Origin of the sequence: Negadavirga shengliensis (assembly GCF_042652345.1) — a bacterium.
GTDB lineage: Bacteria > Bacteroidota > Bacteroidia > Cytophagales > Cyclobacteriaceae > Negadavirga > Negadavirga shengliensis.
The window spans coordinates 36,183-60,613 of sequence record NZ_JBHSJJ010000022.1 but is presented as its reverse complement, the minus strand read 5'-3'; the positions used below and the strand labels follow the sequence as shown (position 1 = coordinate 60,613).

Genomic DNA, 24,431 nt, shown 5'->3' with positions numbered 1-24,431 from the left:
CATGCAAGCGGGTCGCTATTGTTTCAAATTCAAAAATTTTATGGTTATGCCCAGCTGGCCCAGATGATATAAATCGTGATGAATCAATCCCTCAATCAGGTACTTGAATTTATAACCGTCCTGATACTCTTTTTCCAGATATTCGTCCGGTTGATTTTCAATAAGCCTGATCAATTCCAGCTGGCTCTCATAAAAATCAGATTTAAGCTTATCCCATCCTACCTTTTTCAACTCGTCGTTTGTCCGCCAATTTTCAGGGCTATCCATGGTCAGTTTTGCCGCTTCACCTTTCAATTTCCGGATGCTCTCCTTCCTCCACTCCAACAGGTGGGAAACCAATTCCGCCACACTGTGCAATTCGGGGAAAGGCCTTTTAAACGCCTGCTCTTCAGGTATGTCATCGATTTTCTTTTTAAAATTTTCGTCCAACCAGTTCTCCTGGTCTTGCACATCCTGTAACTGCCGCGTAATGTTTTTTATGAGTTTGTTATCCATCCTTATTCCATTTCCTTTTACCTACATTAGCCTTTGCCTCCAGGTATACCCTCCTTTACTTTAAAAGGTTGACAGACCATTAATGCAAAACAAATCATTCAACCAAATATACAAAGGCCTGTCGGGGGTATCAACACTTAAATCCCATCAGTTTAAATGAGCCAATAAATTAATTGTTAATGATCCCTTCGGCGATGAGGTCTTTCTTGATGCGGTTCAGCAATCTCCGGGCATTTGCTTTTATGGAAAGGTGCCTGCCCGTATGGTAGCCAAACCCAGTCCAGATAGGCTGTTCTTGATTTTTATCAAATAGGTAAACCTGAAAGTTCCTTATTGGCACATCACCACTGATATCATTATTTTTCATATTGATCAGAAGTACATAATTCAAATTGGGCTGATCCAAGCGGGCTTGGAAATCATTAAATGTATAATCCCTATGCCCTTCAAAAATGATTCTATAATCAAACGCCCTTACCGGCAGGTAAATATCCCAGGCTACATCTGCCATGTGGTCCCTGAACCGCTGGTGCTCAAGATTGTTGAATTTTCCTTTCAAGGCTTTGTTGTAGTATTCCTCATCCAATCTGATAATTTCATCCTTATATTCTACAAAAAGGATTAAAAAATTATCCACAGGTTGTTCCGGTGTACTCAGCTTCTGTGTGCTGATGGCCCTTTGGAAATTGGTACAGGAAGCACAAAACAAAACCATCAGGAAAAGGCCAAGATAGGATGCTGATCGGGGCTTAGTCATAGCGGCATACTTTTATAAAATGATGTCAATGAAAAATAATGGTAACTTAATCTTCCTTATTAACTATAATTTTACGGATCAATCGGGTGAAAGTTTTTGAAGCTATCAACCAAAAAGGAAAGGTTTTGGTTGAACCGGTAGAATAAGGCTGGCGGGTAAGATAGGTGAGGCTGTGATTCAATTTTTCCAATTGTAAATGGAAGTGATGTGGGAAGGTATGATTGCTAATTCCACTCTGGGTGGTTACTTTCTAAATGTTAAGCCTCGCAGTGACGGGCGGGTTTTCTCCGTCGCGAGGAGCGGCAACCCATCGATATAATTGACAAAGACGTTGCCCGCGCCGAAGCGATCCCATGACGGTCGCGTTCTTGCCCGCTCCGGTGCAGGACATACAAACGACACACCGTCCCATGGGTACCGCAACGATCTGCTTTCCCCAGTCAAATATGGCCATACCTTCCCTCAGCGCTTAGCGGCTTCATCCTCTTCTTTAAACCTCAGCCCTTTCTCTTCCAATGCCTTCCGTAATATCGGCATACTGGCTTTACCCATTCCGTGGAGTTTCAGTATTTCTTTCTCTGTATACATGGATAGCTTTTCCACCGTGTCAATGTCAAGATAATGCAAGAGTGCGCTTCTCGCAGGAGAAGAAAGCCGTGAGAGGAAGCCGTCTGAAGGCTTCTTCTCTTTTTCACAGGTGGGACAAGTCGGACAATCCGTACTCTTGTAATACTTATGTCCTTTTTTACAGGTTCTCAATGTTCTTTTTGCTGTTGCCATTTTGAATCTCTGTTTTAATTGTCTATTTCAAATCCAGGGTCTGCAGGCGGGTATTTTTGGAGCCCTTACCGTCGGCCCGTGACAACGGCAGCAAAAAGCGAACCTTCCGGATAGCGCTTCCCACTCCGTGTTGCCCGGCAATTAGTTTTTCATCCCTCTGCTTTGGTCCATAGGTAATCCGATTCAAAAGTAGGCAATGCTGAACACTTTCAATAGGAGACAACGAGTCAATCGTGGGGGGAGAAAGCGACAAAAAATCACCTGATCTTGGAAAAAGGCGGCACTGGGGGATATCCAGCCGGCCAGCGATCAGAATGAAGAGCCAAAATGTCATCCGGAATAAAGATCGGTAACAAATAGGTATAAAATTTGGAATTATTAGTATTCTTTATATATTTATTATTCCAAAAGTCTATTAATCATCATCTTTTATTTATAATCCTACTAAAATCAAAAAAATTATGCGAAAATTTATCAACCAACGAAAATTTCCGCATCCCCTGTCATCTGTTTTGATATTATTTATGATATTTCAGGGATGCGATTTTGTAATGGAGAGTGATGTGACTGCCCTCAAGGATGAGGGCCCCCAGGCCATAATGTTGAAGGGGAAAAAAGTAAAAGATTATGAAGTTTGGTCGCTTGACCAGGGGACTGATCTCAGCAGGATACATATTTTTAATTCCAGTCTTGGCGAAACTGATGTCATTGATTTTTCCGGCTTGTATGCCGCAGGAGAAATTCCCCTGCCGGTGACAATGCCCCATATGATCGAATTCAATTCAACCCATGAATATGCGGCAGTCGCTTCGCCGGCATCGGGCAATGTGGCCATAATCCGCACGGCGGACCGGAAAGTAATTGAAGTGATAGCTACCGGAGCCGGTGCCCATATGGCCAGTTTTACGCCTGATGATCAATCCATATGGGTGGCCAACATAGGTACCGTCACCTTTACCGAAATTACTGTAGACCTTGCAACCGAAAGTTTCGCGATTGGACGTGAACTCAATTTATTGACCGATCCGGAATGGATAGACAAATTCACCGGAGTTCAAGGCGGAGGCGGCGGTGCATTGGGAATGAATGTCTCGGCACCGGTCTGCCATGGCTATACGGCTAACGGTGCTTTTGCCTATGTTACCCTTGGTCCAGGGGCAGGAGGCTTGGTGGTGGTGGATATTTTATCGGGGGAACCCAAGATTGTGAAGGCCTTTTCCAGGGAAGAGGTAAAAGCCAATTGCGGACTGGCACTTAGCCGGGATGGCAGTAAAATGTATGCAAACTGGGGAGACCCGGGTGATCCGAATATCCCCGTTGCGGAGAGTGGTGAATGGTATGTTTTTGATACTTCCAACCACACCCTGATGAAATCAAGCAGTGATACCCGGGGGGTGGATGCACACGGTGCCCGCATAAGTCCACGGGGACCTTGGCTGTGGCAGGTGAACCGTGGAAGTGACAACGGCATAATCATCAACACCCAGACCGATAAAATTGTCCACTATCTTGATGATGTGGGAAGCAGCCCGGACATTCTCGATTTTTCCCCCGATGGCAAATACGCATTCATCACGCTACGCGGACCAAATCCCCGCAGTGGTGCCGCCCATGTCGCCACCGGAGAAACACCCGGCTTTTCAGTCATCAATACCGCCACAAGAAGGAAAATCGCGGTGATTCAACCGGCCCCGTTGGAAGACCGGCAGGCCAGTGACTTTCATGGGATTAAAGTACGCCATATATTCTGACCGGAATTAGACCTGGAATCAAAGACACCCTTATTTCAATAGAGGGTGTCTTATTCATTGTTCAGGATAATTTAAGGTCAAAATATGTATGGCTACAATTAACAACTCGTCATTTGTTCAAAATTAAATGTTTCTGGATATTTAAGCAAAAGGGCGTTCATTGCTGGCGTATAGTCTTTAATCACATCGAAATATGAACCATAGTTCTCGAGATGGGGATATCTGTTTTTGGCGTCAATTAAAAATTGGACAAATCGACCATCAGGATTAAGACATATTTTCTCTACCGGCGTCACCTTGTCTTTACCTCTGTGTCTTTTCCCTTACACTTTGCCCAAATGTCGTTAAAAAGGTCCAGGTCAATTGAGCGGAGCAGTTTTAATTCCTTATCCACTGAAATAGGTATATTCAGATCCTGATTCGCCCCCAGATCTTTAAATTGATCAAAAAAACCAAGTATACAACTCGTTTTTTCATTACTGCAATTTTTAGAAAGTTCATTCTTCGTAAAGTCAATCAGCTTATGAAGCTGTTTGATTTCCGCTGGATTGTAATACTCATGAAGCAAATCATTCTCTTCAGAACAGCCAAAGCAAACAGCGTAAACTAAAATACAGATATATTTTTTCATGGATTGTTGTTTAATGTGTCTGAGCCTTACTTGTCACCTGTTTCCTTTAATTCAAGCTTCATCATGATGTCGGTCTGCTCATCATCGCCCAATTTGAAAATATGTTTGTCAAATTCCACGAAACCGTTTTTCTTATAAAAGCTGATCGCTCTCGGGTTTTCTTCCCAAACTCCTAACCAAACATAATCAGCGTTTTTCTGTCTCGCCACCTGGATTGCTTTATCATAAAGTAACTGCCCGACATTTTTCCCGTGAAAGTCTCTTAAAACATAAATGCGTTCAATTTCAAGCGCCTTGTCGTCTTGTAGTTCTGTTTGCGATGGTCCGAAGTTCAGCTTTAAATAACCGATGACATTGTTGTCCAGTGTAGCAAAATAAACTTCGGTGTTCTTGTCATTCAATTCCGCAGTCAGTTTTTTATCAGAAAACCCTTCGTTCAGATATTTTTTCATATTCTGTTCGGAATTTCCAGCTGAGAAAGTTTCGTAAAAAGTCTGTCTGCCAATTTTTTGTAGTTGGTCAATTTCCGTAAGCGTTACTTTTTTTATATCAATATCAGTCATCTTCTCTTTACGGTTTCCCTTTCCAAAGTGGAAATACCTTACCGAAAAATCAAGTCAATCATGTATCTTAAAATATTTTGGTTAATTTTGCACCAATTTAGCCATAAGTAAATACTTCTAAAAAACCTCGATCAAGCATGCCTAAAGACAGCAGTATCAATCATGTCCTCATTATCGGAAGCGGCCCTATCGTCATCGGGCAGGCTTGTGAATTTGACTATTCGGGATCCCAGGCTGCCCGCTCTCTGCGGGAAGAAGGGATCAAAGTGACCCTGATCAATTCCAATCCTGCTACCATTATGACCGATCCGGTGACCGCAGATAATGTTTACTTATTGCCACTGGAAAAAAAATCCATCGTTCAGATTCTCAAAGAACATCCTGATATAGACTGTGTGCTCCCCACCATGGGAGGACAAACCGCCCTTAATTTGGCCATCGACTGTGACAAAGCAGGGATATGGCAAAAATTTGGCACCAGAATGATCGGCGTGGATATAGACGCGATCGAGACCGCTGAAAACAGAGAAAAATTCAAGGCATTGATGGAAAAACTCAATGTCAGCGTTTGCGTAGGCAGGACTGCCACTTCATTTCTTCAGGGAAAGGAAATCGCACAGGAAATAGGGTTTCCTTTGGTGATCAGGCCTTCCTACACACTGGGAGGTACCGGAGGCGGATTTGTAGATGGCCCCGACAACTTTGAGAAAGCGCTGAGCGCCGGTCTGCAGGCCTCCCCCACCCACGAAGTCCTGATCGAGCAGAGTATCCTGGGATGGAAGGAATATGAACTGGAAGTGCTCAGGGACAACCTCGGAAACATGGTCGTCATCTGCTCCATAGAAAACTTCGACCCAATGGGCGTCCATACCGGTGACTCCATCACCGTGGCCCCTGCCATGACCTTACCGGATACCGTGTATCAGGAAATGAGGAACCTGGCCATAAAAATGATGAACGGAATCGGGAATTTTGCGGGGGGATGCAATGTGCAGTTTGCCGTAAGCCCGGACAATCAGACCATCATCGGTATTGAGATCAATCCGCGGGTTTCGAGATCCTCGGCCCTGGCATCAAAAGCCACCGGATACCCCATCGCCAAAGTGGCTGCCAAACTGGCCATCGGCTATAACCTGGATGAGCTCAAAAACTCCATTACCGGCAATACTTCCGCGTTTTTTGAACCTGCCATCGATTATGTTATCGTCAAGATCCCGAGGTGGAACTTTGACAAATTCAAAGGCTCCGACAGAAAACTCGGACTCTCCATGAAAGCGGTGGGGGAAGTGATGGGCATAGGCAGAAATTTCCAGGAAGCCCTGCAGAAAGCCTGTCAGTCCCTTGAAATAAAAAGGAACGGCTTAGGCGCGGACGGAAAAGAACTGACAAACCAGGATATGATCCTGCACAGTTTGGAGCATCCAAGCTGGAACAGGCTGTTCCATATCTATGATGCTTTCAAACTGGGGATTTCCTTCCGTACCATCCATGACCTGACCAAAATCGACAAATGGTTTCTCAAGCAGATTGAAGAACTGGTACATCTCGATATCACCCTGGCCGGACATACACTTGAATCCATCCCCTATGACCTGATGAAGATCGCCAAGCAAAAAGGGTACGCAGACCGGCAGATCGCACACCTTTTGGGATGCCTGGAAAGCCAGGTGTTTAATAAAAGAAGGGAGGAAATGGGTATCAAAAGGGTGTACAAGTTGGTGGATACCTGCGCGGCAGAGTTTGAGGCCCAGACTCCTTATTATTACTCAAGTTTCGGTGATGAAAACGAGTCCACTCCCTCAGACCGCAAAAAAGTTGTGGTATTGGGATCCGGCCCTAACCGCGTGGGACAGGGGATAGAGTTTGATTATTCCTGCGTGCATGGCGTACTGGCGGCCAAAGAATGTGGTTATGAAACCATCATGATCAACTGTAATCCCGAAACGGTTTCCACCGATTTCGACATTGCTGACAAACTCTACTTTGAGCCCGTATTCTGGGAACACATCTACGAAATCATCCTCCACGAGAACCCCATAGGCGTCATTGTCCAGTTGGGAGGGCAAACTGCATTAAAACTGGCCGAAAAGCTGGATAAGTACAATATCCCCATCATCGGTACCAGTTTCAGGGCATTGGACCTGGCGGAGGACCGGGGCAGGTTTTCTACCCTGCTTAAAGAAAACGACGTGCCCTATCCTGAATTCGGCACTGTCCACAACACGGACGAAGCATTGGAGCTTTGCAAAACACTGGGGTTTCCGTTGCTGGTAAGGCCTTCTTATGTATTGGGAGGCCAAAGCATGAAGATTGTGATCAACGAAAAGGAACTGGAACAGCATGTGGTGGATGTATTGAGAGATATCCCCAACAATGAAATCCTGCTTGACCACTTTCTTGAAGGCGCGATTGAAGCAGAGGCTGACGCTATATGCGACGGCGAAAACGTGTACATCATCGGCATTATGCAGCACATCGAACCGGCAGGTATCCATTCCGGAGACTCCTATGCCGTACTCCCACCTTACAACCTGGGTGACCTGGTAGTACGCCAGATCGAGAACTATACGGAAAGAATTGCGCTGGCTTTAGAAACAAAAGGGCTGATCAATATCCAGTTTGCCATTAAAAATGATAAAGTCTATGTCATAGAAGCCAACCCAAGGGCATCCAGAACCGTACCTTTCATCTGCAAGGCATACCAAGAACCTTATGTGAATTATGCGACCAAGGTCATGCTGGGTGAAAACAAAGTCACTGACTTTAAGTTTAATCCCGTCAAAAACGGCTATGCGATAAAAGAACCCGTCTTTTCATTCCATAAATTCCCCAATGTGAACAAAGAATTAGGGCCTGAAATGAAATCCACGGGAGAATCCATCTATTTCATAGAGGACTTATTGGATGATTATTTCCTGAAAATTTACTCCGAAAGAAACCTTTACCTGAGTAAATAAGGTTAATAAGCTAAGGTACAAGCAGATCCGGTAACCCCCCGGGGACACCGGATCTGCCAGATAACCCTACGGAACAACCATCCCATTCTGGTTTTTCTGTAAAAATTAAATTATTATTGAATGGTCCTTTAGACATTACCGTTATCATTTAAGGTAATGAACAAAAACGCCTTGCGGGTGTCCGGTAAAAAACATTAAGTATCATGCTTTTAAAAATAATCATCTTCTTTATTGCGTTGGGGTGGATCTTTTCCAGTCTGCTACGCTACTTTCTGCGGAGCAAGCTGAAAAAATTTGTGGACCAGGTACAGGAAGCCCAAAGAGCGGATTACAGAAGTAAAAATCAACCACGGGACGGAAACGTGAATGTGGACTATGTGCCCAAAGATTACAAAAAGAAATCTTCAGGAAATATTTCGGGGGGAGATTACATAGACTACGAAGAGGTAAAAGATTAGTCTGTATTTTTTAGATTTCACGTAAGAAAATCATTTCATATGCTTTTCTAGGTAATCATAATTTTTTGATTAAATTTGGAGCAAGTGGGAAAACATGAGAAAAATCATATCCATATTGCTTCTTGCCTGTTTCCTGGTGTACCATTTTGGGTATTATGTGTTTTATTTTTCCTACCAACACCTTATCGAGACAGATTGGACCAGCAAGGTCTACAGGGAGGACTTTCACGATTACAAGGTCATGAAAATCCCCATGAAGCTGCCTTATTCATTTGAAGAAGAAGGGTTTCAATTGACCAACATCCCATTCAAAAAAGACGGCAAGTCCTATAGGGCGATCAAAAAGCGGTTTGCGGATGATACCTTTGAACTGCTGTATGTCCCAGATATGGCCAAAATAAAGCTGGAGGTAAACCTCAAGCAATGGGTGATTTCCATCTCTTCAGAAGCCAGCGCAGAAAACAATAAGGATAAAGTCGTGGCAAAAACTTTTATCAAGGATTTTATCCGGCTGACAATGGATTATTGCTTCAAAAGAACTTTTTATACATTCTCCTGGCACTATGGCGAATTGAACCTGGCATTAACAGACACGGTGGTTTTCATGGATGCCCCCCCGCCGGAGTCATCTTTTTCCTAAATACCTGCTCGTTACCAGAGATATTCCCGGAACAATCTTCCCGAACTCATCCTCGCTCCCTATCAAAAGTGTTTACCTAAGGTAAAAATGGTACGGAGGCGATGGTGTATCAACAACGTGGCCGCTTTGATCATTAAATCAAGCGTGACATTTACTGATTGAGCGGTAATTTCCGATGAAGATCATCTCTGCAACGCTGCAACAGGTTCACCAAAACCTACTTCAATACCTATATCAACCTAACTTACAGATTGTTTATGAAAAGCATAATCACAGCAATACTTCTATTGGGGGTGGCCATGCATGTGCATTCACAGACCCCAACGGACGATTTGATGATGAAAAAAGGCCAAATATGTATAGCCGCGCTATACGAATACGGCACGTGGGATCAATACTGGGAAGGCAAATACCTAAGGGGAAACCAAAACATCGGGACCCTGACCAGACAAATGGTAATGCCCATGGTGGCATTCGGGATTACCGACAAATTCAATTTGATAGTCGGCCTGCCCTACGTGAGAACCGAGGCAAGCGGGGGCAACATGGATGGCGTTAAAGGCATCCAAGACCTGAGTTTTTCCCTGAAGAACAAATGGCTGGAAAAGGAGGCCTGGAAGGGAAAGGTGTCCTTGTTCACCAACATAAGTTTCAACACACCTGCCTCAAACTACCTTTCCGACTATATACCGTTTAGTATCGGGCTCGGCACTCAGGAACTGGGAGCCAGAGCAATTGCTGCTTACCGGCTAAACCAAGGGCTGTATTTCCGGGGATCGTTGGCTTATCTGTGGAGAGGTCAGACGGAAGCAGAGAGACCTTATTACTACAATAACGGCAGCTATTACACCACGTTTATGGATGTACCCAATGCGATGAACTATAATCTGACCATTGGGCAGTGGTTGCTTGAAAACCGTTTGAGGGTTGAGGCTACCTATGCCAACCTTTACTGCTTGTCCGGAGACGATATCCGGTCCTATAATATGGGACAGCCCACCAACAAAATGGACTTTGCTTTTGTGGGAGGCTTTGCCCAATACTATCTGAAAAACGTCAAAGGACTAGGCATCATCGGCTATTACAACCATTTTGTGAATGGAAGAAACATGGGCAAGTTCGACATGATCGGTGGGGGCCTCAATTACCAATTCCAATTAATTGCACAAAAATGAAAACACATATACGATTTATATTCGCGGCTGCGATACTGCTGGCCCTGGCGACTTCCTGTTTGGAAGAATTGCCTGTCAATTACAAATATGATGACTACGTCTTCAGCGGATTGGACAGCGAAGGCGGTGCATGGAAAACCGTTTTGATCACCGATCCTTCCCAAATAGAAGTTCCGGTTCCTCAAAGCACATCCTCAGCCACCTATCAAAATGAACTGAACGCGGTTAAAGAGGCCAACTCAAATTTGTCGAAAAATCAAAAGGACGCCATTGCATATTGGACCAGCAATCCCATTATACGGTGGAATGAAATAGCGCTGGAACTTGCGGCGAAATACAATCTGATACCTGGTCCCAATCCAGACAACACATACACCTTGCCTGATCCTGCCAACCCGGGAAAAGTCCCCTATTTCCCTTTTGCACATCCTCCTTATACGGTAAGGGCATTGGCTTATCTGAGTGTGGCGCAATATGACGGTTTGGTGGTAGGGTGGAATTACAAATTCCAATACAATAGGCCAAGTCCCTATAAAGTGGATAATGCCATTGTTCCGGGATTTACCAACAACGACGTTCCGGCCTACCCTTCAGATGGTGCCATTGTAACCGCAGTATCCAAAACCATTCTGTCGGCGATGTTTCCTCTGGAACAGGCCTATATCAATGAGCTGGCGGAAGAGCATTTGGCTTCCCTTAAATGGGCGGGGTTGAATGTCGAAAGTGACGTCGCCGCAGGCACACACATTGGTTCCGAAATTGCGAAACTCGCACTGGAAAGGGCCGCTACCGACGGCATGAGGAGTGCCCAGGTCCCAAAACCTGTTTCTGATTCGATCAAAAATGTAGCGTACGAAAGATTCGGCTGGAGCTGGGATAACATGGAGACACCCCAGCGCCCCGTGGGATTGACCCCGATGTACGGAAACGTGAAACTCTGGCTGGTGCCAAACACCGACGTGGTAATGCCCCCTCCCCCGCCGGTACCCGGATCCGCTGAATTCAACAAGCACGCGGACGAGCTCAAGCGCCTGGCAAAAAACCGAACAGAGTCCCAAAGAAAAATTGCGAACTGGTGGAATGATGGTATTGGATCGTATACTCCCCCTGGCCACTGGAACAGGATAGCGAAGGAAGATATAGTCAGGCATCAACTCAACCCGTTGAGGTCCGCAAGAATATTCGCCTATCTCAACATGGCCATGATGGATGCGGGCATTGCCTGTTGGGCAGCAAAATATCATTACCATTATCCACGGCCTGTACAAACCATCCCCGGATTCAAGACCATATTAGGGACCCCAAACTTCCCTGCCTATACCTCAGGCCACAGCACCTTCTCTTCGGCAGCCGCCGAAGTGCTGGCTGAAATATTCCCGGGCAATGCGGACATATACAGAAAAAAGGCGGTCGAAGCCGGAGAATCCAGGATTTATGGAGGAATCCATTACCGATTTGACAGTGAAGAGGGCATCAAACAGGGCAAGGCTGTCGCCTCCTATGTGGTCGAAGCGATGAGAAATGACGGAGCCAATTGATCCCCTTACCTCCCCTATGCAGACTTGCCCGGACCGGCCATGTAGAGATTCTTAAAATCTACATCATGTCCCTACCAAGTGGCCAACGGGTAAAAACGGTGGATCTGGCCCGCTCCCCAGGTGCCAGTGACACTTGAGGGCTCATTCCGACACCTGGATTTCGGTGGGCGCAAAGCAACCTTTGTGCCCACCGAAAATAAAACTAATTCCACTTAACCTACTTGTGCCGAATCCCAATTCAATACTTTTCAAATCCACCACTTTTTGATATAAAATTACGACCAATGTCCGTTGGAAACATTAAATATCATTATCATCATCTAAATTAGGTAATTAAAATTTTTTCATTAAATTTGACACGATAGGGAAAACATGAGAAAAATCATATCCATACTGCTTCTTGCCTGTTTCCTGGTGTACCATTTTGGGTATTATGTGTTTTATTTTTCCTATCAACACGTCATTGAGTCAGATTGGACCAGCAAGGTCTATAAGAAAGATTTTCAGGATTACCAGGTAATGAAAATCCCCATGAAGCTGCCTTATTCATTTGAGGAAGAAGGTTTTCAATTGACCAACATTCCATTCAAAAAAGACGGCAAGTCCTATAGGGCAATCAAAAAGCGGTTTGCGGATGATACCTTTGAACTGCTGTATGTGCCTGATATGGCCAAAATAAAGCTGGAATTCAACCTTAAGCAATGGGTTATTTCTCTTGTTCCTGAAAGCAACGCTGAAAACCAGCAGGAGAGAATATTAACCCAAAACTTCATTAAAGATTACCTGTATCCCAAACTTGTACTCATTTTTGAGACATCTGGCTTTAACCAGGCTGTCTTTCAGGACGTACTACCCGTATTTTTCAAAACCGTCTCTTTGAAACTTCCTTCTCCACCCCCGAAAACAAAGATGATTGATTTCCTGGGATAGCCTTTGGTAAGGATCAATGGATTGCAGAGAGGATAACACCATATTTTATCCGGATAACGGCCGTTGATAGAACTTAAAAAAACACATTGCTTTCACGTGCAAAATACGATGCGGTAAAACGCAACACGTAATCCGTTCATAGCTTGACTAAGTCATCAAGAAAAGGAAGTAAGTTCCGGCTGGTGGATGCAATGGGTAAAAAGTTTTATATAGGCCTTCTTCCTATGATTCCCTGGCTAAACCAGCTACAGAATTAAAAAAACTCATCTCAACTACAGAAAATTATGAAAAAATATTTATACAGCCTGATTCTACTCGGTTCGGCACTCTTTTATCATTCATCTTCCATGGCACAGGGTTGTGTAGCCATTCGTCAGTTTTCAGGAATAGGCAATGCCGTAGGCCAGGGAAATATCATCGAAAAAGGGGAATGGAACATTGCCATGAATTACCGGTATTTTAAATCATTCCGTCATTTCAGAGGCACACACGAAGAGCCCAACAGGATAGCCAACAACACCGAGGTGATCAACTGGTCCCATGGATGGGACTTTAATATCAACTACGCCTTTTCAGATAGGGTGTATGGGATTGTCTCATTGCCTTTTGCCTATAACGAAAGAAGTTCATTGTATGAGCATGGCAGGAATTCACGCCACATGACTTATTCCGGAGGTCTTGCTGATATGAGATTCGGCGCTGGCTATTGGTTGCTGTCCAGCGAAAAGGCCAAACGGGGCAATACTGCCCTGGGACTGGGCTTCAAACTTCCCACAGGTAACTACAATGCCAAAAGTACCTTCTATAATGTAGGGCCGGAAGGACAACCTCAAGTGAGACCGGTCGATCAATCCATCCAATTGGGCGATGGAGGCGTAGGCCTGATAGTAGATGCCCAGGGTATTTGGAACCTATCTCATTTCTTCCTGTATTATGATGGCTTTTACATGTTTAATCCGAGGAACACCAACGGAACATTCACAAACAGGGGCCGTCAAAGTGAGGCGATCATGAGTGTTCCTGATCAATACGCTTTCCGTTCCGGTTTGTTCATGCCTATATTGGGCCATGGGCTGGGCGTTTCCCTGGGAGGCCGGGTGGAGGGAATCCCTGTCAGGGATTTGATCGGCAGCAGCGATGGTTTTAGAAGGCCGGGCTACATCGTATCGGTAGAGCCTGGTGTCAGTTATATGCTGGGCAACGTGACTGCCTCGCTTAACGTGCCCATCGCCTTGATCAGAAACAGGACCAGGAGTTTGACGGATATTGCAGATTCTACCGCAGAGAATTACCGTCATGGGGATGCCGCTTTCGCCGATTACCTGATCAACTTTACCCTGGCATGGAGAATTCCTAAGAAGACCTCCGACGTGTTCAACATCCAATAAGCATGGTAAAGTAAAGGAAATTGACTTACCCGGGGCGTAGATAGCTGATCTACGCCCCCTTTTTCATGTCCTCATTCAGGTACAAAAAAACTTTATCTCTGCCTGACTAAACTGAGCTTTTCCCAAATTCGTCCCATCCAGTATATTCTCCTGAATGGCCGGTTATGCCCCTACCTTCCGCCGTTTGCCGTAAGATCATTCCTGCAATTTTGATCCAAAGCGGGAATGTTGTTTCCCGTTAAATTAAACAAGCCGCTTGTCTCCACAGCCCAATACATCAGGCACTCTGAATTGTCACAATGGGAATCGTATTCTTCGTCTTCATGATCCACCACCATATCCGATCCCACATTCACCAGCCCCATCAGATGTCCCAATTCATGTAAGGCCACCGTAGACTCCAGAACCCCCCGGCTGGGCCTTCTGAATCCTCCTGAGTTTTCTTCGATCCTTTTCCCGAACAATACAATACTGGTATTCTGGTACGCCGCTCCAAGGGCAAAAGATTCTTCATCATCATTGTTGAAATGCCCATCCAGAACAAGGACAAACAAAGTGATGGTGTTCCCATCGTTATACTTCCCCCTGTGCTCCTCTTCCATCTCCCTGATTTCCTGCACGGTATAATTTGACTGGCCCCTTCCCGGAATAGCCCTGTCCTGGATAATCACCCCTTCCGGTTTCCGGATCAATTCCTCTAAAAACCCCCTTATGTTGTTGATCATCTCATTGGTGGGACGGACACCCTCCATATAAACGATTTCCACTTCCAGCCTGGTAAATCTTTCATCAGAAAGAATCTGGCTTGCAGATTGGCCGACGCTTCTTCTTGCGGCCTGTTTGCCGATAAAGGGATCATGGGCAATCTTATCCCTATCGTCAAGACAGGAATAAAACAAAAGGGAAAAGCCTATGATATAAAAAAGGTAAACAATTCTATTCATACATTCACTTAATTATCGAAACAGAAGGCATGGAAAACGATCAAGTGTCCGGCTAGCCGGCCCTAAATATAGGCAGATTTCCCTAATCAAGATAAAAGCTCAAGAAAATTCCGGATTGCCCTTTCCTGTATCATACAGCCAACAAGAATGTCTGCGCGATACCTCCATACTTTCATCATTTACTTTCTGTCTTTCGGAAATTTAAAATCCAACTAAAACAATATTCTGGCACCTTTTTGGTTTAAAGGATACCGGTTTTCATCATCACAAACCATTAACGTAGAAACCAATGAAAAAGCTACTTATTATTTTGTCCTTAACCCTATTGGCGGCGGGCCCGGTTAGCGCGCAATTCCTTTCTGTCGGGCCTAAATTTGGAATTTCACAGGGAGATGTCCGGGTAACCGACGGTTTTCAGGGCGAAGATTCAAAAATGGGTTATCATCTGGGAGCGTTTGCCAGAATAAATCTTCCCATCATCTTTATCCAACCTGAAGTTTTGTACACGAATACCGGGGGATCCTTCAGCGGAAACACCTTTAATTATGATGTCAGTTTTGACAGGCTGGATGTACCGGTGATGGTGGGGATTAATTTTGCAGGCATATTCAGGCTTCAGGCTGGTCCCATTGCCAGTTATATGCTGAACAGCGATATCAGATCCAGTGATTCCGGTCAGGGGAATATTATTCCGCCGACAGAGGATTTTACCTTTGGATACCAGGCGGGGCTTGGATTGGACATCGGCAATTTCCTGATGGACCTCAAATATGAAGGGGGCTTGACCAACTCGGTCAACGGGTTTTCCCAAGTACCTACAGACCAACGGCAAAACCAGCTGATCCTTTCTTTGGGCTTCAGACTGTTTTAAATCAAATGAACCGGTCAGAAAGGGGAGACACTGTATCATGCCTCCCCTTTTTTAATGATATACCTTCAGGATTAACCTTTTACCATCTCTTTTATCTCCACTTCTTTGGAGAGGCTTTTTTTGGCCAGAAAGATCAACGCAAAGGAAAGCACGAACAAAATGGACGCTATCGCGGCCAATACATAGGTTTCCTGCTGAAAGTTATGCCAGGCAAATAACCCCAGGGAACTGAGGGTAACCGTAAACATGAAAAACATAGGAATGGTCACAAAGGTAGGGTTGACCTTTTTCTTGATCAGCCACACCGAAACCGTAAGAAGGGCCAGCGCCGCCAACAATTGGTTGGCTGACCCAAATATGGGCCAAAGTGTGGTAAACCCGCCACTGCCCAATAGCAATACAGAAAGAACGACGACTACGCCGGTTGATACGTATCTGTTTTGGGAAATTCTTCTCCCTACCGGTTGTTGGACATCTTCAAAATATTCCTGTAAAGTAAAACGCGCCAGTCTGGTACAGGTATCCAGGGTAGTCAGGGCAAAGGCCGACACGGTTAGCGCCACAAACCCGACCGCAAACCCCTCGGAGATCCCCATTGCTGCAATGATAGACCCAAGACCATCCGCAAACAACGGGACCGGTCCCTGCTCGCTTAACCTGGAAAGGTAATCTGACCGGGTCAAAACAACCACGGCCCCCACCGAAATAATGGCCAAAAAGGATTCGATGAGCATTCCCCCAAAGCCCACTACCTTGGTATCCTCCTCCCTGTCTATCTGCTTCGAGGTGGTCCCTGATGCCACTAGGGAATGAAAGCCGCTGATGGCTCCACAGGCGATGGTGACAAACAAAACAGGAAAGATATACCCCAGGTTTTCCGCTGAGACATGGACTTCGGTATCCATTACGATCGTCGGATTGGCAAACATCACCCCCACTATTGCCGCCAGGATCAACCCATACAACAAAAAACTGTTCAGATAATCCCTTGGCTGCAACAACATGGAAACCGGTGTAACTGAAGCAATAAAAGCATACAGCAACAAAATGTAAATCCACATCTGATAGTCCAGCACAAACGGTATCTGCATGCCCAGATAAACAAAATAATACATGATCCCTATCCCCAATACCGAGGCTACCGCAAAGGCGGATTTTCTATCTGCGGTGAACTTGGTTACAAAACCGAAGACAATGGCCAGCAAAATGAACAATATGGAAGCCGAGGCCACGCCGGGATTGTTGATGAACGTTTTGGCGATGATGTCAGCAAATACGGCGATAATCAGTATGAGTGTGGAAAAACTAAAAAGGATAAAAAGCCGCTTCCCTTTGCTTCCGATATTGTTCTGGATGATCACTCCTATGGATTTCCCGTCGTTTCTCAAAGAGGCCACCATGCTTCCCAGGTCATGTACCGCACCAAAAAAAATGCCCCCTACCAGTATCCAGATGACTGCTGGGATCCATCCGAAAGTGATGGCGATGATAGGTCCTACGATAGGGCCGGCACCGGCTATTGAAGCAAAGTGGTGCCCCAATACCACAATGGGCTTACTGGGCACATAATCCACACCATCCTTTAATCTATGGGAAGGGGTGATGTTGTTGTTATCAATTTTAAACTTCTTGAAAACATATTTCCCATAAATAAAATAGGCGCCAATAAGTATGACAGCCGAAAAAAGAAACAGATGGATTAATTGCATGGTATGGTAATAAATTTTTAACTTAAGCTTTCTTGTAAGGTTTAGTGGCCTGCGCCAACAAAAAATAAAGATAAACAGAATTTCGATTTTATCAGAAAGTGTAGCCGTTTTATCTGTAACTTAAAGATAATCCCTTCAAAAAACCTGATCCCATGTATTAATCCCAATACAGCTGCTTTTCAATTATTACTTCCACCTAAGTCTTGAAGATGATGCTAAACGAGAAAGCGATATTTGTCATAGTCACCCTATTTATCCTGGCATTCAGCCATGTGGTCCTTTATTTCAGTTTTAAGTACATCGCAGGTTTTTTTTATAAGCCGCGGACAGAAAAAGGAAAAATTGCACTCCTGAAGTTTTCAAAATCCCTTAAATGGGGATTGTTCTTTGTTATCTTCCCGATTTTTGAACCGTATTTTTCACCGGATGACCTCGTCTATATCAAAGATCAACCGATTTTTATTGTGTTGTTTATCGTTAACCTTACCTGGATAATCATAGAACTTTCCAACGTACTGAGGCATTCCTTCCTGGAAAGGTATGCTTATGACAAAGCCGATAACCTGAAAGAGCGCCGTATCCTCACACAGGTAGGATTCATCCGGAAAATCTTTCTCATTGTGGTGGTGGTTCTCGCCTTCGCGGCCATTTTAATGAATTTTGAATCGGCAAGGAAAGTAGGCGCGGGACTTCTCACTTCAGCCGGGATTGTGGGTATTATCATCGGTTTTGCTGCCCAGAAATCCATTGCCAATTTGCTGGCCGGATTCCAGATTGCCTTCACCCAACCCATACGGATAGATGACGTGGTCGTGGTGGAAGGAGAATGGGGACGGGTCGAGGAAATCAATCTCACTTATGTGGTGGTCAGGATATGGGACCAGCGGCGGCTGGTACTCCCGATTACCTATTTTCTGGAGACCCCATTCCAAAACTGGACCAGAACCACCGCTGACATTTGGGGAACTGTTTTTTTATATGTTGACCACACTGTCCCTGTACAGGACCTTAAGAAGAAACTCAAAGAGATATTGGACAACACCCCGCTGTGGGACCGGAAAGTACAGGTATTACAGGTAACCGATGTCAAAGAAAGGACGGTGGAACTCCGATGCCTGATGAGTGCTGTGGACAGTCCTACTGCCTTTGACCTAAGATGTCTCGTCCGGGAAAGAATGCTCACCTACATACAGGAAAAATACCCCCTTTCTCTTCCAAAAACAAGGGTGTTGATGGAAAAGGATTCCTTAGAGGAAAATCCCCAGCCCCCTTTTTCCGGATGAGAAAGCAGATTTTGATTTTATTTAATGGATATTACCCATAAATTTGTAATCCCGAAAGGCTTTTCGGTTAAAAAAAGAAAAACAATTTATGGCTTGGTTTAAAAGAAAAGACGCTGGCATAAAAACCTCCACAGAGGAAAAAAAAGACGCCCCCGACGGCCTTTGGTATAAGACCCCAAAGGGCAATATCATCCACACCAGGGAACTGAAAAACAACTCTTATGTATGTCCGGATGATGACTATCATGTAAAGATCGGCTCCAAAGAATACTTCGAAATCCTTTTTGATGACAATAAATTCACCGAACTGAACAAGGATATGAGTTCCGCCGATCCTTTAAATTTTGTGGACAGCAAACCCTATACCACCCGGATCAAAGAAACCATTGAAAAGACTTCTTTAAAAGATGCCGCCAGGACAGGTGTAGGAAAATTAAGCGGGATGGAAATCGTCATCACCTGCATGGATTTTAATTTTATCGGAGGCTCTATGGGTGCTGTGGTGGGTGAAAAAATATCCCGGGCCATAGATTATGCCCTCAAGCACAAGATACCTTTCATGATGATTTCCAAGTCAGGTGGGGCCAGGATGATGGAGGCCGGTTTCAGCCTGATGCAAATGGCCAAAACTTCTGCCAAACTGGCACTTTTGGATGAAGCGGGCATACCTTATATATCCCTGATAACAGACCCTACCACAGGGGGAGTCACGGCCTCTTACGCCATGCTGGGAGATTTCAATATCGCCGAACCTGGAGCCTTGATCGGCTTCGCGGGGCCGAGAGTTATCCGGGAAACCATCGGCAAAGATCTTCCCAAAGGCTTTCAAAGCTCCGAATTTGTATTGGAGCACGGTTTTTTGGATTTCATTATCGACAGAAGACAGCTGAAAAGCAGAATCACCACTTTATTGAGTTTATTAAAAAACTAGACCGCCATTCCGAAAAAATCTACCCAATTAAATTCTATGATATTCTTAACGGTTTTGGGGAATAATAAATATATTTGTGCAACTTCAAAACCAGTACCGTACTGATAAGATAAAATCTGTTATTAAATGAGTTCAGTAATCATTACATCGATTGTAGCTTTCACCATAATCATTCTGCTACTTGTTTTTGTCCTTCTTTTTGCTCAATCTAAATTGGTTGCTTCCGGGGATGTCAAAATTATTATTAACGGGGATGAGAAAAATCCGCTGATTACCTCAGCCGGCTCTACTTTATTATCCACATTGAGTAACAAGAAAATATTCCTACCCTCAGCCTGCGGTGGGGGCGGTACCTGTGCCATGTGCAAGTGTACCATAGATGAGGGCGGAGGGGAAGTTCTTCCTACAGAAGTGGGGCACCTCAGCAGAGCGGAGCAGCAGAATAACGTAAGACTTTCGTGTCAGGTCAAAGTAAAAAGTGACATGAAGATCAGAATACCTGAAGAAATCTTCGGTATTAAAAAATGGGAGTGTGAGGTCATTTCAAATTATAACGTTTCTACCTTTATCAAAGAATTCAAAGTAAAACTACCTGAGGGGGAAACACTGGATTTCGAGCCAGGGGGATATATACAGATTGATGTACCTTCACTCACGGTGAATTTCAAAGAAATGGACATCACGCCTCATCCCGAGCTTGGCCACCCGCAAGACGTCTATCAAAGTGATTGGGATAAATTCGGCTTATGGGACCTGGTAATGAAGAATGATGAGGAGATTTTCAGAGCATATTCCATGGCCAATCACCCCGCGGAAGGCAACATCGTCATGCTTACCATCAGGATAGCCACACCGCCATGGGACAGGGCCAACAACAAATGGATGGATGTCAACCCCGGTGTTTGCTCCTCTTATGTATTTTCCCGAAAAGCAGGCGATAAAGTAACCATCTCCGGACCATACGGTGAATTCCATATCAACCCTACTCAGAGAGAAATGATATACATCGGTGGGGGTGCTGGCATGGCTCCTCTCAGATCTCATCTCTTTCACCTCTTCCATACAGAAAAGACCAACCGTAAAGTCTCCTACTGGTACGGTGGCCGTTCCAAAAAAGAACTTTTTTATGTGGATCACTTCAGGGATATAGAAAAGGATTTCCCCAATTTCAATTTCCATATAGGCCTCTCAGAACCGCTTCCCGAAGACAATTGGAAAGTAAAAAAATCACTGGACGACAAAGAAGGCGACGGTTACGTAGGCTTTATCCACCAGGTGCTCTATGACAACTATCTCAAGCAGATTGACGAGCCGGATGAGATTGAATATTACCTTTGTGGCCCTCCTTTGATGAACTCGGCGGTTTTGAAAATGCTGGATGATTTAGGGGTTCCAAAGGAAAACATCAGATTTGATGACTTTGGAGGGTAAAAAAACAAGGTCCCGTAGTTATGCGGGACTTTTTTTATTTTCTGCTATTGCGTAAATTTAACGCCCACTATTCAAATCATATTCCATGGATTTACAAGTTTTTTTTGACCCTATTCCTGAAAAATTAATCCGAAAAACCTATGGCCATAACGCTTTTTTTAACCACATCCATTATCACGGAGAGACTTTTCCCAACCTGGAGGGGATTCAGGTTGCCATCATCGGAATAGAAGAATATAGGGGGTCTCATGCAGATATTGAAAACGACAACACCAGCACCACGGCAATAAGGGAAAAACTGTTCCAATTAAAAAAGGGCCAGGTGGCTTACAAAATAGCCGATCTGGGGAATTTGAAACCGGGCGGAAATTTAAAAGAAACAATTGCTGTTTTAAGTTCAGTCGGCGAATTACTGCTGAAAATGCAAGTGCTTCCCCTATTTATAGGAGGAAGCCATGACCTTGATATCGGTCAATATCTTTCCTACCAGCATATGAAAAAACTGGTGAGCCTTCTTACAATAGATGCCAAAATGGACATGGAAGACACCGGCACTCCCCAAGAAATCCATTCCCAGGAAATCATATTGCGAAAACCAAATTTTCTTTTTAATTATTGCCACTTGGCATATCAAAGTTTCCTCACTGATAATGAGCTTGTCAATACGCTTGAAAAATTGTATTTCGATCATGTCAGGTTAGGTAAGTTAAGGGAAAATTTTAAAGAGGTGGAGCCTTTAATAAGAAATGCCGATCTGCTGAGTTTTGATGTCTGCGCCATTCAGTCAACCGATGCACCGGGTGCCGTGGATGCCCAGCCGTTTGGGCTTTCTGCTGAAGAAGCTTGTCAGATCTGTTGGTTCGCAGGGATGAACGAAAAGCTAAGTTCCGCCGGTATATTTGGCTACCACGCCACCTTTGATGATCCCAGAAAAAAAACCGCCGCAGTAATCGCAACCATGCTGTGGTATTTTATTGAAGGGTTTTACCACAGAAAAGACAGTCTCTCGTTTCAGGGCAGTGACTATACAAAATATACCGTTTCCCTGGATTCCAAACCATCAATCCTATATTTTTATAAAAGCAAATTGAGTGGGAAGTGGTGGATGGAGATCCCGGGCACCGGAAATGAAAAGTACAGCAGAGACACCATCATTCCATGCAGCTATCAGGACTATCAAACTGCACAAAAGGGGGAAATCCCGGAAAGATGGATCAATGCCCAACTCAAAATGTATTGACATATCTCTCCGATGCCAAAGATTAAGCATAAGGATTTTTCTATATTTGTGGCCGTCATCGCATGATCAGCGTCACTAAAAATCAGCTGGCGCTCAGAAACGGGCAGGATAAACCCGAAATATGGATAGCTTATAAAGGCATGGTCTATGATGTTACTGCTTCAAGGCTTTGGCGAAACGGACAGCATTACGAACACTGGGCAGGTCAAGACCTTACCGAAGAGCTAAAAGATGCCCCTCATAATGAAAATGTGTTTGACAAATTCAAACCAATTGGATATCTGATTTCATAAAATGATATTGATAGCGGACAGTGGCTCCAGCAAAACCGACTGGAGAGTCATCCATTCTAACGGCAAAATCACCCAATTCAGGACGGTGGGTTTTAATCCCTACTACCAGAAAGAAGAAGAGATGCTTGCAGACCTGCAGGTTGCTGATCTTTTGGAACTCAGGGGCAAAATTCAGGAAGTCTATTTTTATGGTGCCGGATGTACTTCTGAAAAAAACCAGGAAACCGTAAGAAGGCTGTTCAACAGCATTTTTGAAGAAGCAAGGGTGCATGTGGACCATGACCTGATGGCCGCTGCGAGGGCCACATGTGGTCACCAACCCGGTATCGCCTGTATCCTGGGCACAGGTTCGAACAGTGGGGATTATGACGGAGAAAACATCATCAACAGCAGACCATCCCCAGGCTATCTTCTGGGTGATGAAGGAGGCGGCGCGTATATAGGCAAGCATTTTCTGCAAGATTTCATATATGACGATATGCCTTCCCACATTAGAAAAATGGCCCTTCAAGAACTCGAGCTCTCCATATTGACCATACAGGAAAATGTATATAAAAAACCTTTCCCTAACAGGTATATGGCCGGTTTCAGCAAATTTGTAGCCACGTATAAATCTGATCCTTACTGCTACAGCCTGATTTACAATGCGTTTAAAGATTTCTTTATCCGGCATGTGACGAGGTATGAAAACTACCAAAATAAAACGGTGAACTTCGTCGGATCCATTGCATTTTACAACAGCGACATTCTTAGAAAAGTAGGGCTTGATATGAATGCCGATATCCAAATTATTCTCGAAACCCCCATAGCGGGATTAACCCTATACCATCAGCAAAAAATATGAGCACGACAGAAAGCCCTTCCTATTACGACCACTTGGAAAAAATGAGCATCAAAGAACTGCTCAGCAACATGAACCGGGAAGACAGGACCGTTCCCATGGCGGTGGGTAATGCTTTACCCCAGATTGAAAAACTGGTATCCGAAATCGTTCCCAGAATGCAAAAAGGAGGCCGCTTATTTTACATAGGAGCGGGCACGAGCGGCCGATTGGGAATTTTGGATGCCTCCGAATGCCCTCCAACATACGGAGTGCCTCATGATATGGTCATAGGCATCATTGCGGGCGGGGACCAGGCCATCAGAAAGGCGGTCGAAAATGCAGAAGACAACCCAGATCAAGCCTGGAAAGATATCCTCAGCCACGGGACCAACCCATACGATACCGTCATTGGGATCGCCGCCTCCGGTACCACGCCTTATGTCATAGGGGGGGTAACCGAAGCAAGAACTAACGGTTTGTTGACCGGATGCATTACCTGTAACGAAGGGAGTCCCTTGGCTAAAGCTGTACAATTTCCGGTCGAAATCGTTGTGGGACCTGAATTTGTCACGGGAAGCACCAGAATGAAATCCGGAACAGCCCAGAAACTCGCGCTTAACATGATTTCTACCAGTGTGATGATCAAGTTGGGCAAAGTGAAGGGCAACAAAATGGTGGACATGCAGCTTTCAAACAAAAAACTCGTAAATCGTGGCACGAAAATGATCATGGAAGCTACAGGGCTGGATGAAGAACGGGCAAGACAGCTGTTGATCGAATACGGGTCGGTACGGGCGGCCGTGGATTACCATGAGAAAGGGGGGCGGTTGTCTCAGTAACCTA

Annotated in this window: 23 protein-coding genes; 16 read left to right on the top strand and 7 right to left on the bottom strand. The window is 44.8% G+C overall.

Annotated elements, in window-relative coordinates; genetic code table 11:
* Positions 1 to 15: 15 nt before the first annotated feature.
* The 3 genes from ACFPFU_RS24010 to ACFPFU_RS24000 form a co-directional block, all read right to left on the bottom strand.
* Positions 16 to 495, bottom strand: a complete 480-nt coding sequence (locus ACFPFU_RS24010) for a DinB family protein (RefSeq protein WP_377068985.1) — start codon at positions 493 to 495, stop codon at positions 16 to 18.
* A 169-nt stretch (positions 496 to 664) separates the two neighbouring features.
* Positions 665 to 1,252 (bottom strand): hypothetical protein, encoded by a 588-nt coding sequence (locus ACFPFU_RS24005; protein ID WP_377068983.1) that lies wholly within the window; start codon positions 1,250 to 1,252, stop codon positions 665 to 667.
* Between the two features lie 462 nt (positions 1,253 to 1,714).
* Entirely contained in the window at positions 1,715 to 2,032 is a 318-nt protein-coding gene (locus ACFPFU_RS24000; RefSeq protein WP_377068981.1) for an RNA polymerase alpha subunit C-terminal domain-containing protein, read from the bottom strand.
* A gap of 461 nt (positions 2,033 to 2,493) precedes the next feature.
* Here ACFPFU_RS24000 and ACFPFU_RS23995 point away from each other — a divergent pair, with 461 nt between their 5' ends.
* Positions 2,494 to 3,783: a YncE family protein gene (locus tag ACFPFU_RS23995; protein WP_377068979.1), complete on the top strand. Its 1,290-nt coding sequence runs from the start codon at positions 2,494 to 2,496 to the stop codon at positions 3,781 to 3,783.
* Between the two features lie 292 nt (positions 3,784 to 4,075).
* On the opposite strand, the gene ACFPFU_RS23990 is transcribed toward ACFPFU_RS23995, so the two are convergent.
* Both ACFPFU_RS23990 and ACFPFU_RS23985 read right to left on the bottom strand, forming a co-directional pair.
* Positions 4,076 to 4,414: a hypothetical protein gene (locus tag ACFPFU_RS23990; protein ID WP_377068977.1), complete on the bottom strand. Its 339-nt coding sequence runs from the start codon at positions 4,412 to 4,414 to the stop codon at positions 4,076 to 4,078.
* Between the two features lie 26 nt (positions 4,415 to 4,440).
* A complete protein-coding gene (locus tag ACFPFU_RS23985; protein WP_377068975.1) occupies positions 4,441 to 4,977 on the bottom strand; it encodes a GNAT family N-acetyltransferase in 537 nt (178 codons plus the stop codon).
* Positions 4,978 to 5,114: 137 nt separating this feature from the next.
* On the opposite strand from ACFPFU_RS23985, the gene carB reads away from it, so the two are divergent.
* From carB to ACFPFU_RS23950, 7 genes are all read left to right on the top strand, one after another.
* Entirely contained in the window at positions 5,115 to 7,934 is a 2,820-nt protein-coding gene (carB, locus tag ACFPFU_RS23980; RefSeq protein ID WP_377068973.1) for a carbamoyl-phosphate synthase large subunit, read from the top strand.
* A gap of 203 nt (positions 7,935 to 8,137) precedes the next feature.
* Positions 8,138 to 8,392 carry a DUF4834 family protein gene (locus ACFPFU_RS23975; protein WP_377068971.1) on the top strand — a complete coding sequence of 85 codons (255 nt, stop codon included), beginning with the start codon at positions 8,138 to 8,140 and terminating at the stop codon, positions 8,390 to 8,392.
* 94 nt (positions 8,393 to 8,486) lie between these two features.
* Positions 8,487 to 9,032: a hypothetical protein gene (locus ACFPFU_RS23970; RefSeq protein ID WP_377068969.1), complete on the top strand. Its 546-nt coding sequence runs from the start codon at positions 8,487 to 8,489 to the stop codon at positions 9,030 to 9,032.
* 257 nt (positions 9,033 to 9,289) lie between these two features.
* A complete protein-coding gene (locus tag ACFPFU_RS23965; RefSeq protein ID WP_377068967.1) occupies positions 9,290 to 10,207 on the top strand; it encodes a transporter in 918 nt (305 codons plus the stop codon).
* On the top strand, positions 10,204 to 11,745 hold the full coding sequence (locus ACFPFU_RS23960) for a vanadium-dependent haloperoxidase (RefSeq protein WP_377068965.1): 1,542 nt from the start codon (positions 10,204 to 10,206) through the stop codon (positions 11,743 to 11,745). Before ACFPFU_RS23965 ends, ACFPFU_RS23960 begins: the two co-directional genes overlap by 4 nt.
* Before the next feature lie 372 nt (positions 11,746 to 12,117).
* Positions 12,118 to 12,675 (top strand): hypothetical protein, encoded by a 558-nt coding sequence (locus ACFPFU_RS23955; protein ID WP_377068963.1) that lies wholly within the window; start codon positions 12,118 to 12,120, stop codon positions 12,673 to 12,675.
* A gap of 284 nt (positions 12,676 to 12,959) precedes the next feature.
* Positions 12,960 to 14,063 carry a hypothetical protein gene (locus tag ACFPFU_RS23950; RefSeq protein ID WP_377068961.1) on the top strand — a complete coding sequence of 368 codons (1,104 nt, stop codon included), beginning with the start codon at positions 12,960 to 12,962 and terminating at the stop codon, positions 14,061 to 14,063.
* Between the two features lie 170 nt (positions 14,064 to 14,233).
* On the opposite strand, the gene ACFPFU_RS23945 is transcribed toward ACFPFU_RS23950, so the two are convergent.
* The gene (locus ACFPFU_RS23945) at positions 14,234 to 15,007 is read right to left on the bottom strand and encodes a hypothetical protein (protein ID WP_377068959.1); all 774 of its coding nucleotides are present in this window, start codon (positions 15,005 to 15,007) and stop codon (positions 14,234 to 14,236) included.
* A gap of 289 nt (positions 15,008 to 15,296) precedes the next feature.
* On the opposite strand from ACFPFU_RS23945, the gene ACFPFU_RS23940 reads away from it, so the two are divergent.
* The gene (locus ACFPFU_RS23940) at positions 15,297 to 15,878 is read left to right on the top strand and encodes a porin family protein (protein WP_377068958.1); all 582 of its coding nucleotides are present in this window, start codon (positions 15,297 to 15,299) and stop codon (positions 15,876 to 15,878) included.
* Between the two features lie 71 nt (positions 15,879 to 15,949).
* On the opposite strand, the gene ACFPFU_RS23935 is transcribed toward ACFPFU_RS23940, so the two are convergent.
* Positions 15,950 to 17,587, bottom strand: coding sequence for a carbon starvation CstA family protein (locus ACFPFU_RS23935; protein ID WP_377068956.1), 1,638 nt, complete (start codon positions 17,585 to 17,587; stop codon positions 15,950 to 15,952).
* Positions 17,588 to 17,796: 209 nt separating this feature from the next.
* Between ACFPFU_RS23935 and ACFPFU_RS23930 the strand changes: the two genes are divergently transcribed.
* The 7 genes from ACFPFU_RS23930 to murQ all read left to right on the top strand — a co-directional run bounded on the left by ACFPFU_RS23930 (position 17,797) and on the right by murQ (position 24,427).
* Positions 17,797 to 18,870 carry a mechanosensitive ion channel family protein gene (locus tag ACFPFU_RS23930; RefSeq protein ID WP_377068954.1) on the top strand — a complete coding sequence of 358 codons (1,074 nt, stop codon included), beginning with the start codon at positions 17,797 to 17,799 and terminating at the stop codon, positions 18,868 to 18,870.
* An 88-nt stretch (positions 18,871 to 18,958) separates the two neighbouring features.
* A complete protein-coding gene (accD, locus tag ACFPFU_RS23925) occupies positions 18,959 to 19,801 on the top strand; it encodes an acetyl-CoA carboxylase, carboxyltransferase subunit beta (protein WP_377068952.1) in 843 nt (280 codons plus the stop codon).
* A 126-nt stretch (positions 19,802 to 19,927) separates the two neighbouring features.
* The gene (gene nqrF / locus ACFPFU_RS23920) at positions 19,928 to 21,232 is read left to right on the top strand and encodes an NADH:ubiquinone reductase (Na(+)-transporting) subunit F (protein ID WP_377068950.1); all 1,305 of its coding nucleotides are present in this window, start codon (positions 19,928 to 19,930) and stop codon (positions 21,230 to 21,232) included.
* An 85-nt stretch (positions 21,233 to 21,317) separates the two neighbouring features.
* Positions 21,318 to 22,472, top strand: coding sequence for a formimidoylglutamase (locus ACFPFU_RS23915; protein WP_377068948.1), 1,155 nt, complete (start codon positions 21,318 to 21,320; stop codon positions 22,470 to 22,472).
* 62 nt (positions 22,473 to 22,534) lie between these two features.
* Positions 22,535 to 22,765 (top strand): cytochrome b5 domain-containing protein, encoded by a 231-nt coding sequence (locus tag ACFPFU_RS23910; protein ID WP_377068946.1) that lies wholly within the window; start codon positions 22,535 to 22,537, stop codon positions 22,763 to 22,765.
* 1 nt (position 22,766) lies between these two features.
* Complete coding sequence (locus ACFPFU_RS23905; protein ID WP_377068944.1) at positions 22,767 to 23,609, top strand: N-acetylglucosamine kinase; 843 nt, start codon at positions 22,767 to 22,769, stop codon at positions 23,607 to 23,609.
* Positions 23,606 to 24,427 (top strand): N-acetylmuramic acid 6-phosphate etherase, encoded by an 822-nt coding sequence (gene murQ, locus ACFPFU_RS23900; RefSeq protein ID WP_377068942.1) that lies wholly within the window; start codon positions 23,606 to 23,608, stop codon positions 24,425 to 24,427. Before ACFPFU_RS23905 ends, murQ begins: the two co-directional genes overlap by 4 nt.
* Positions 24,428 to 24,431 lie beyond the last annotated feature (4 nt).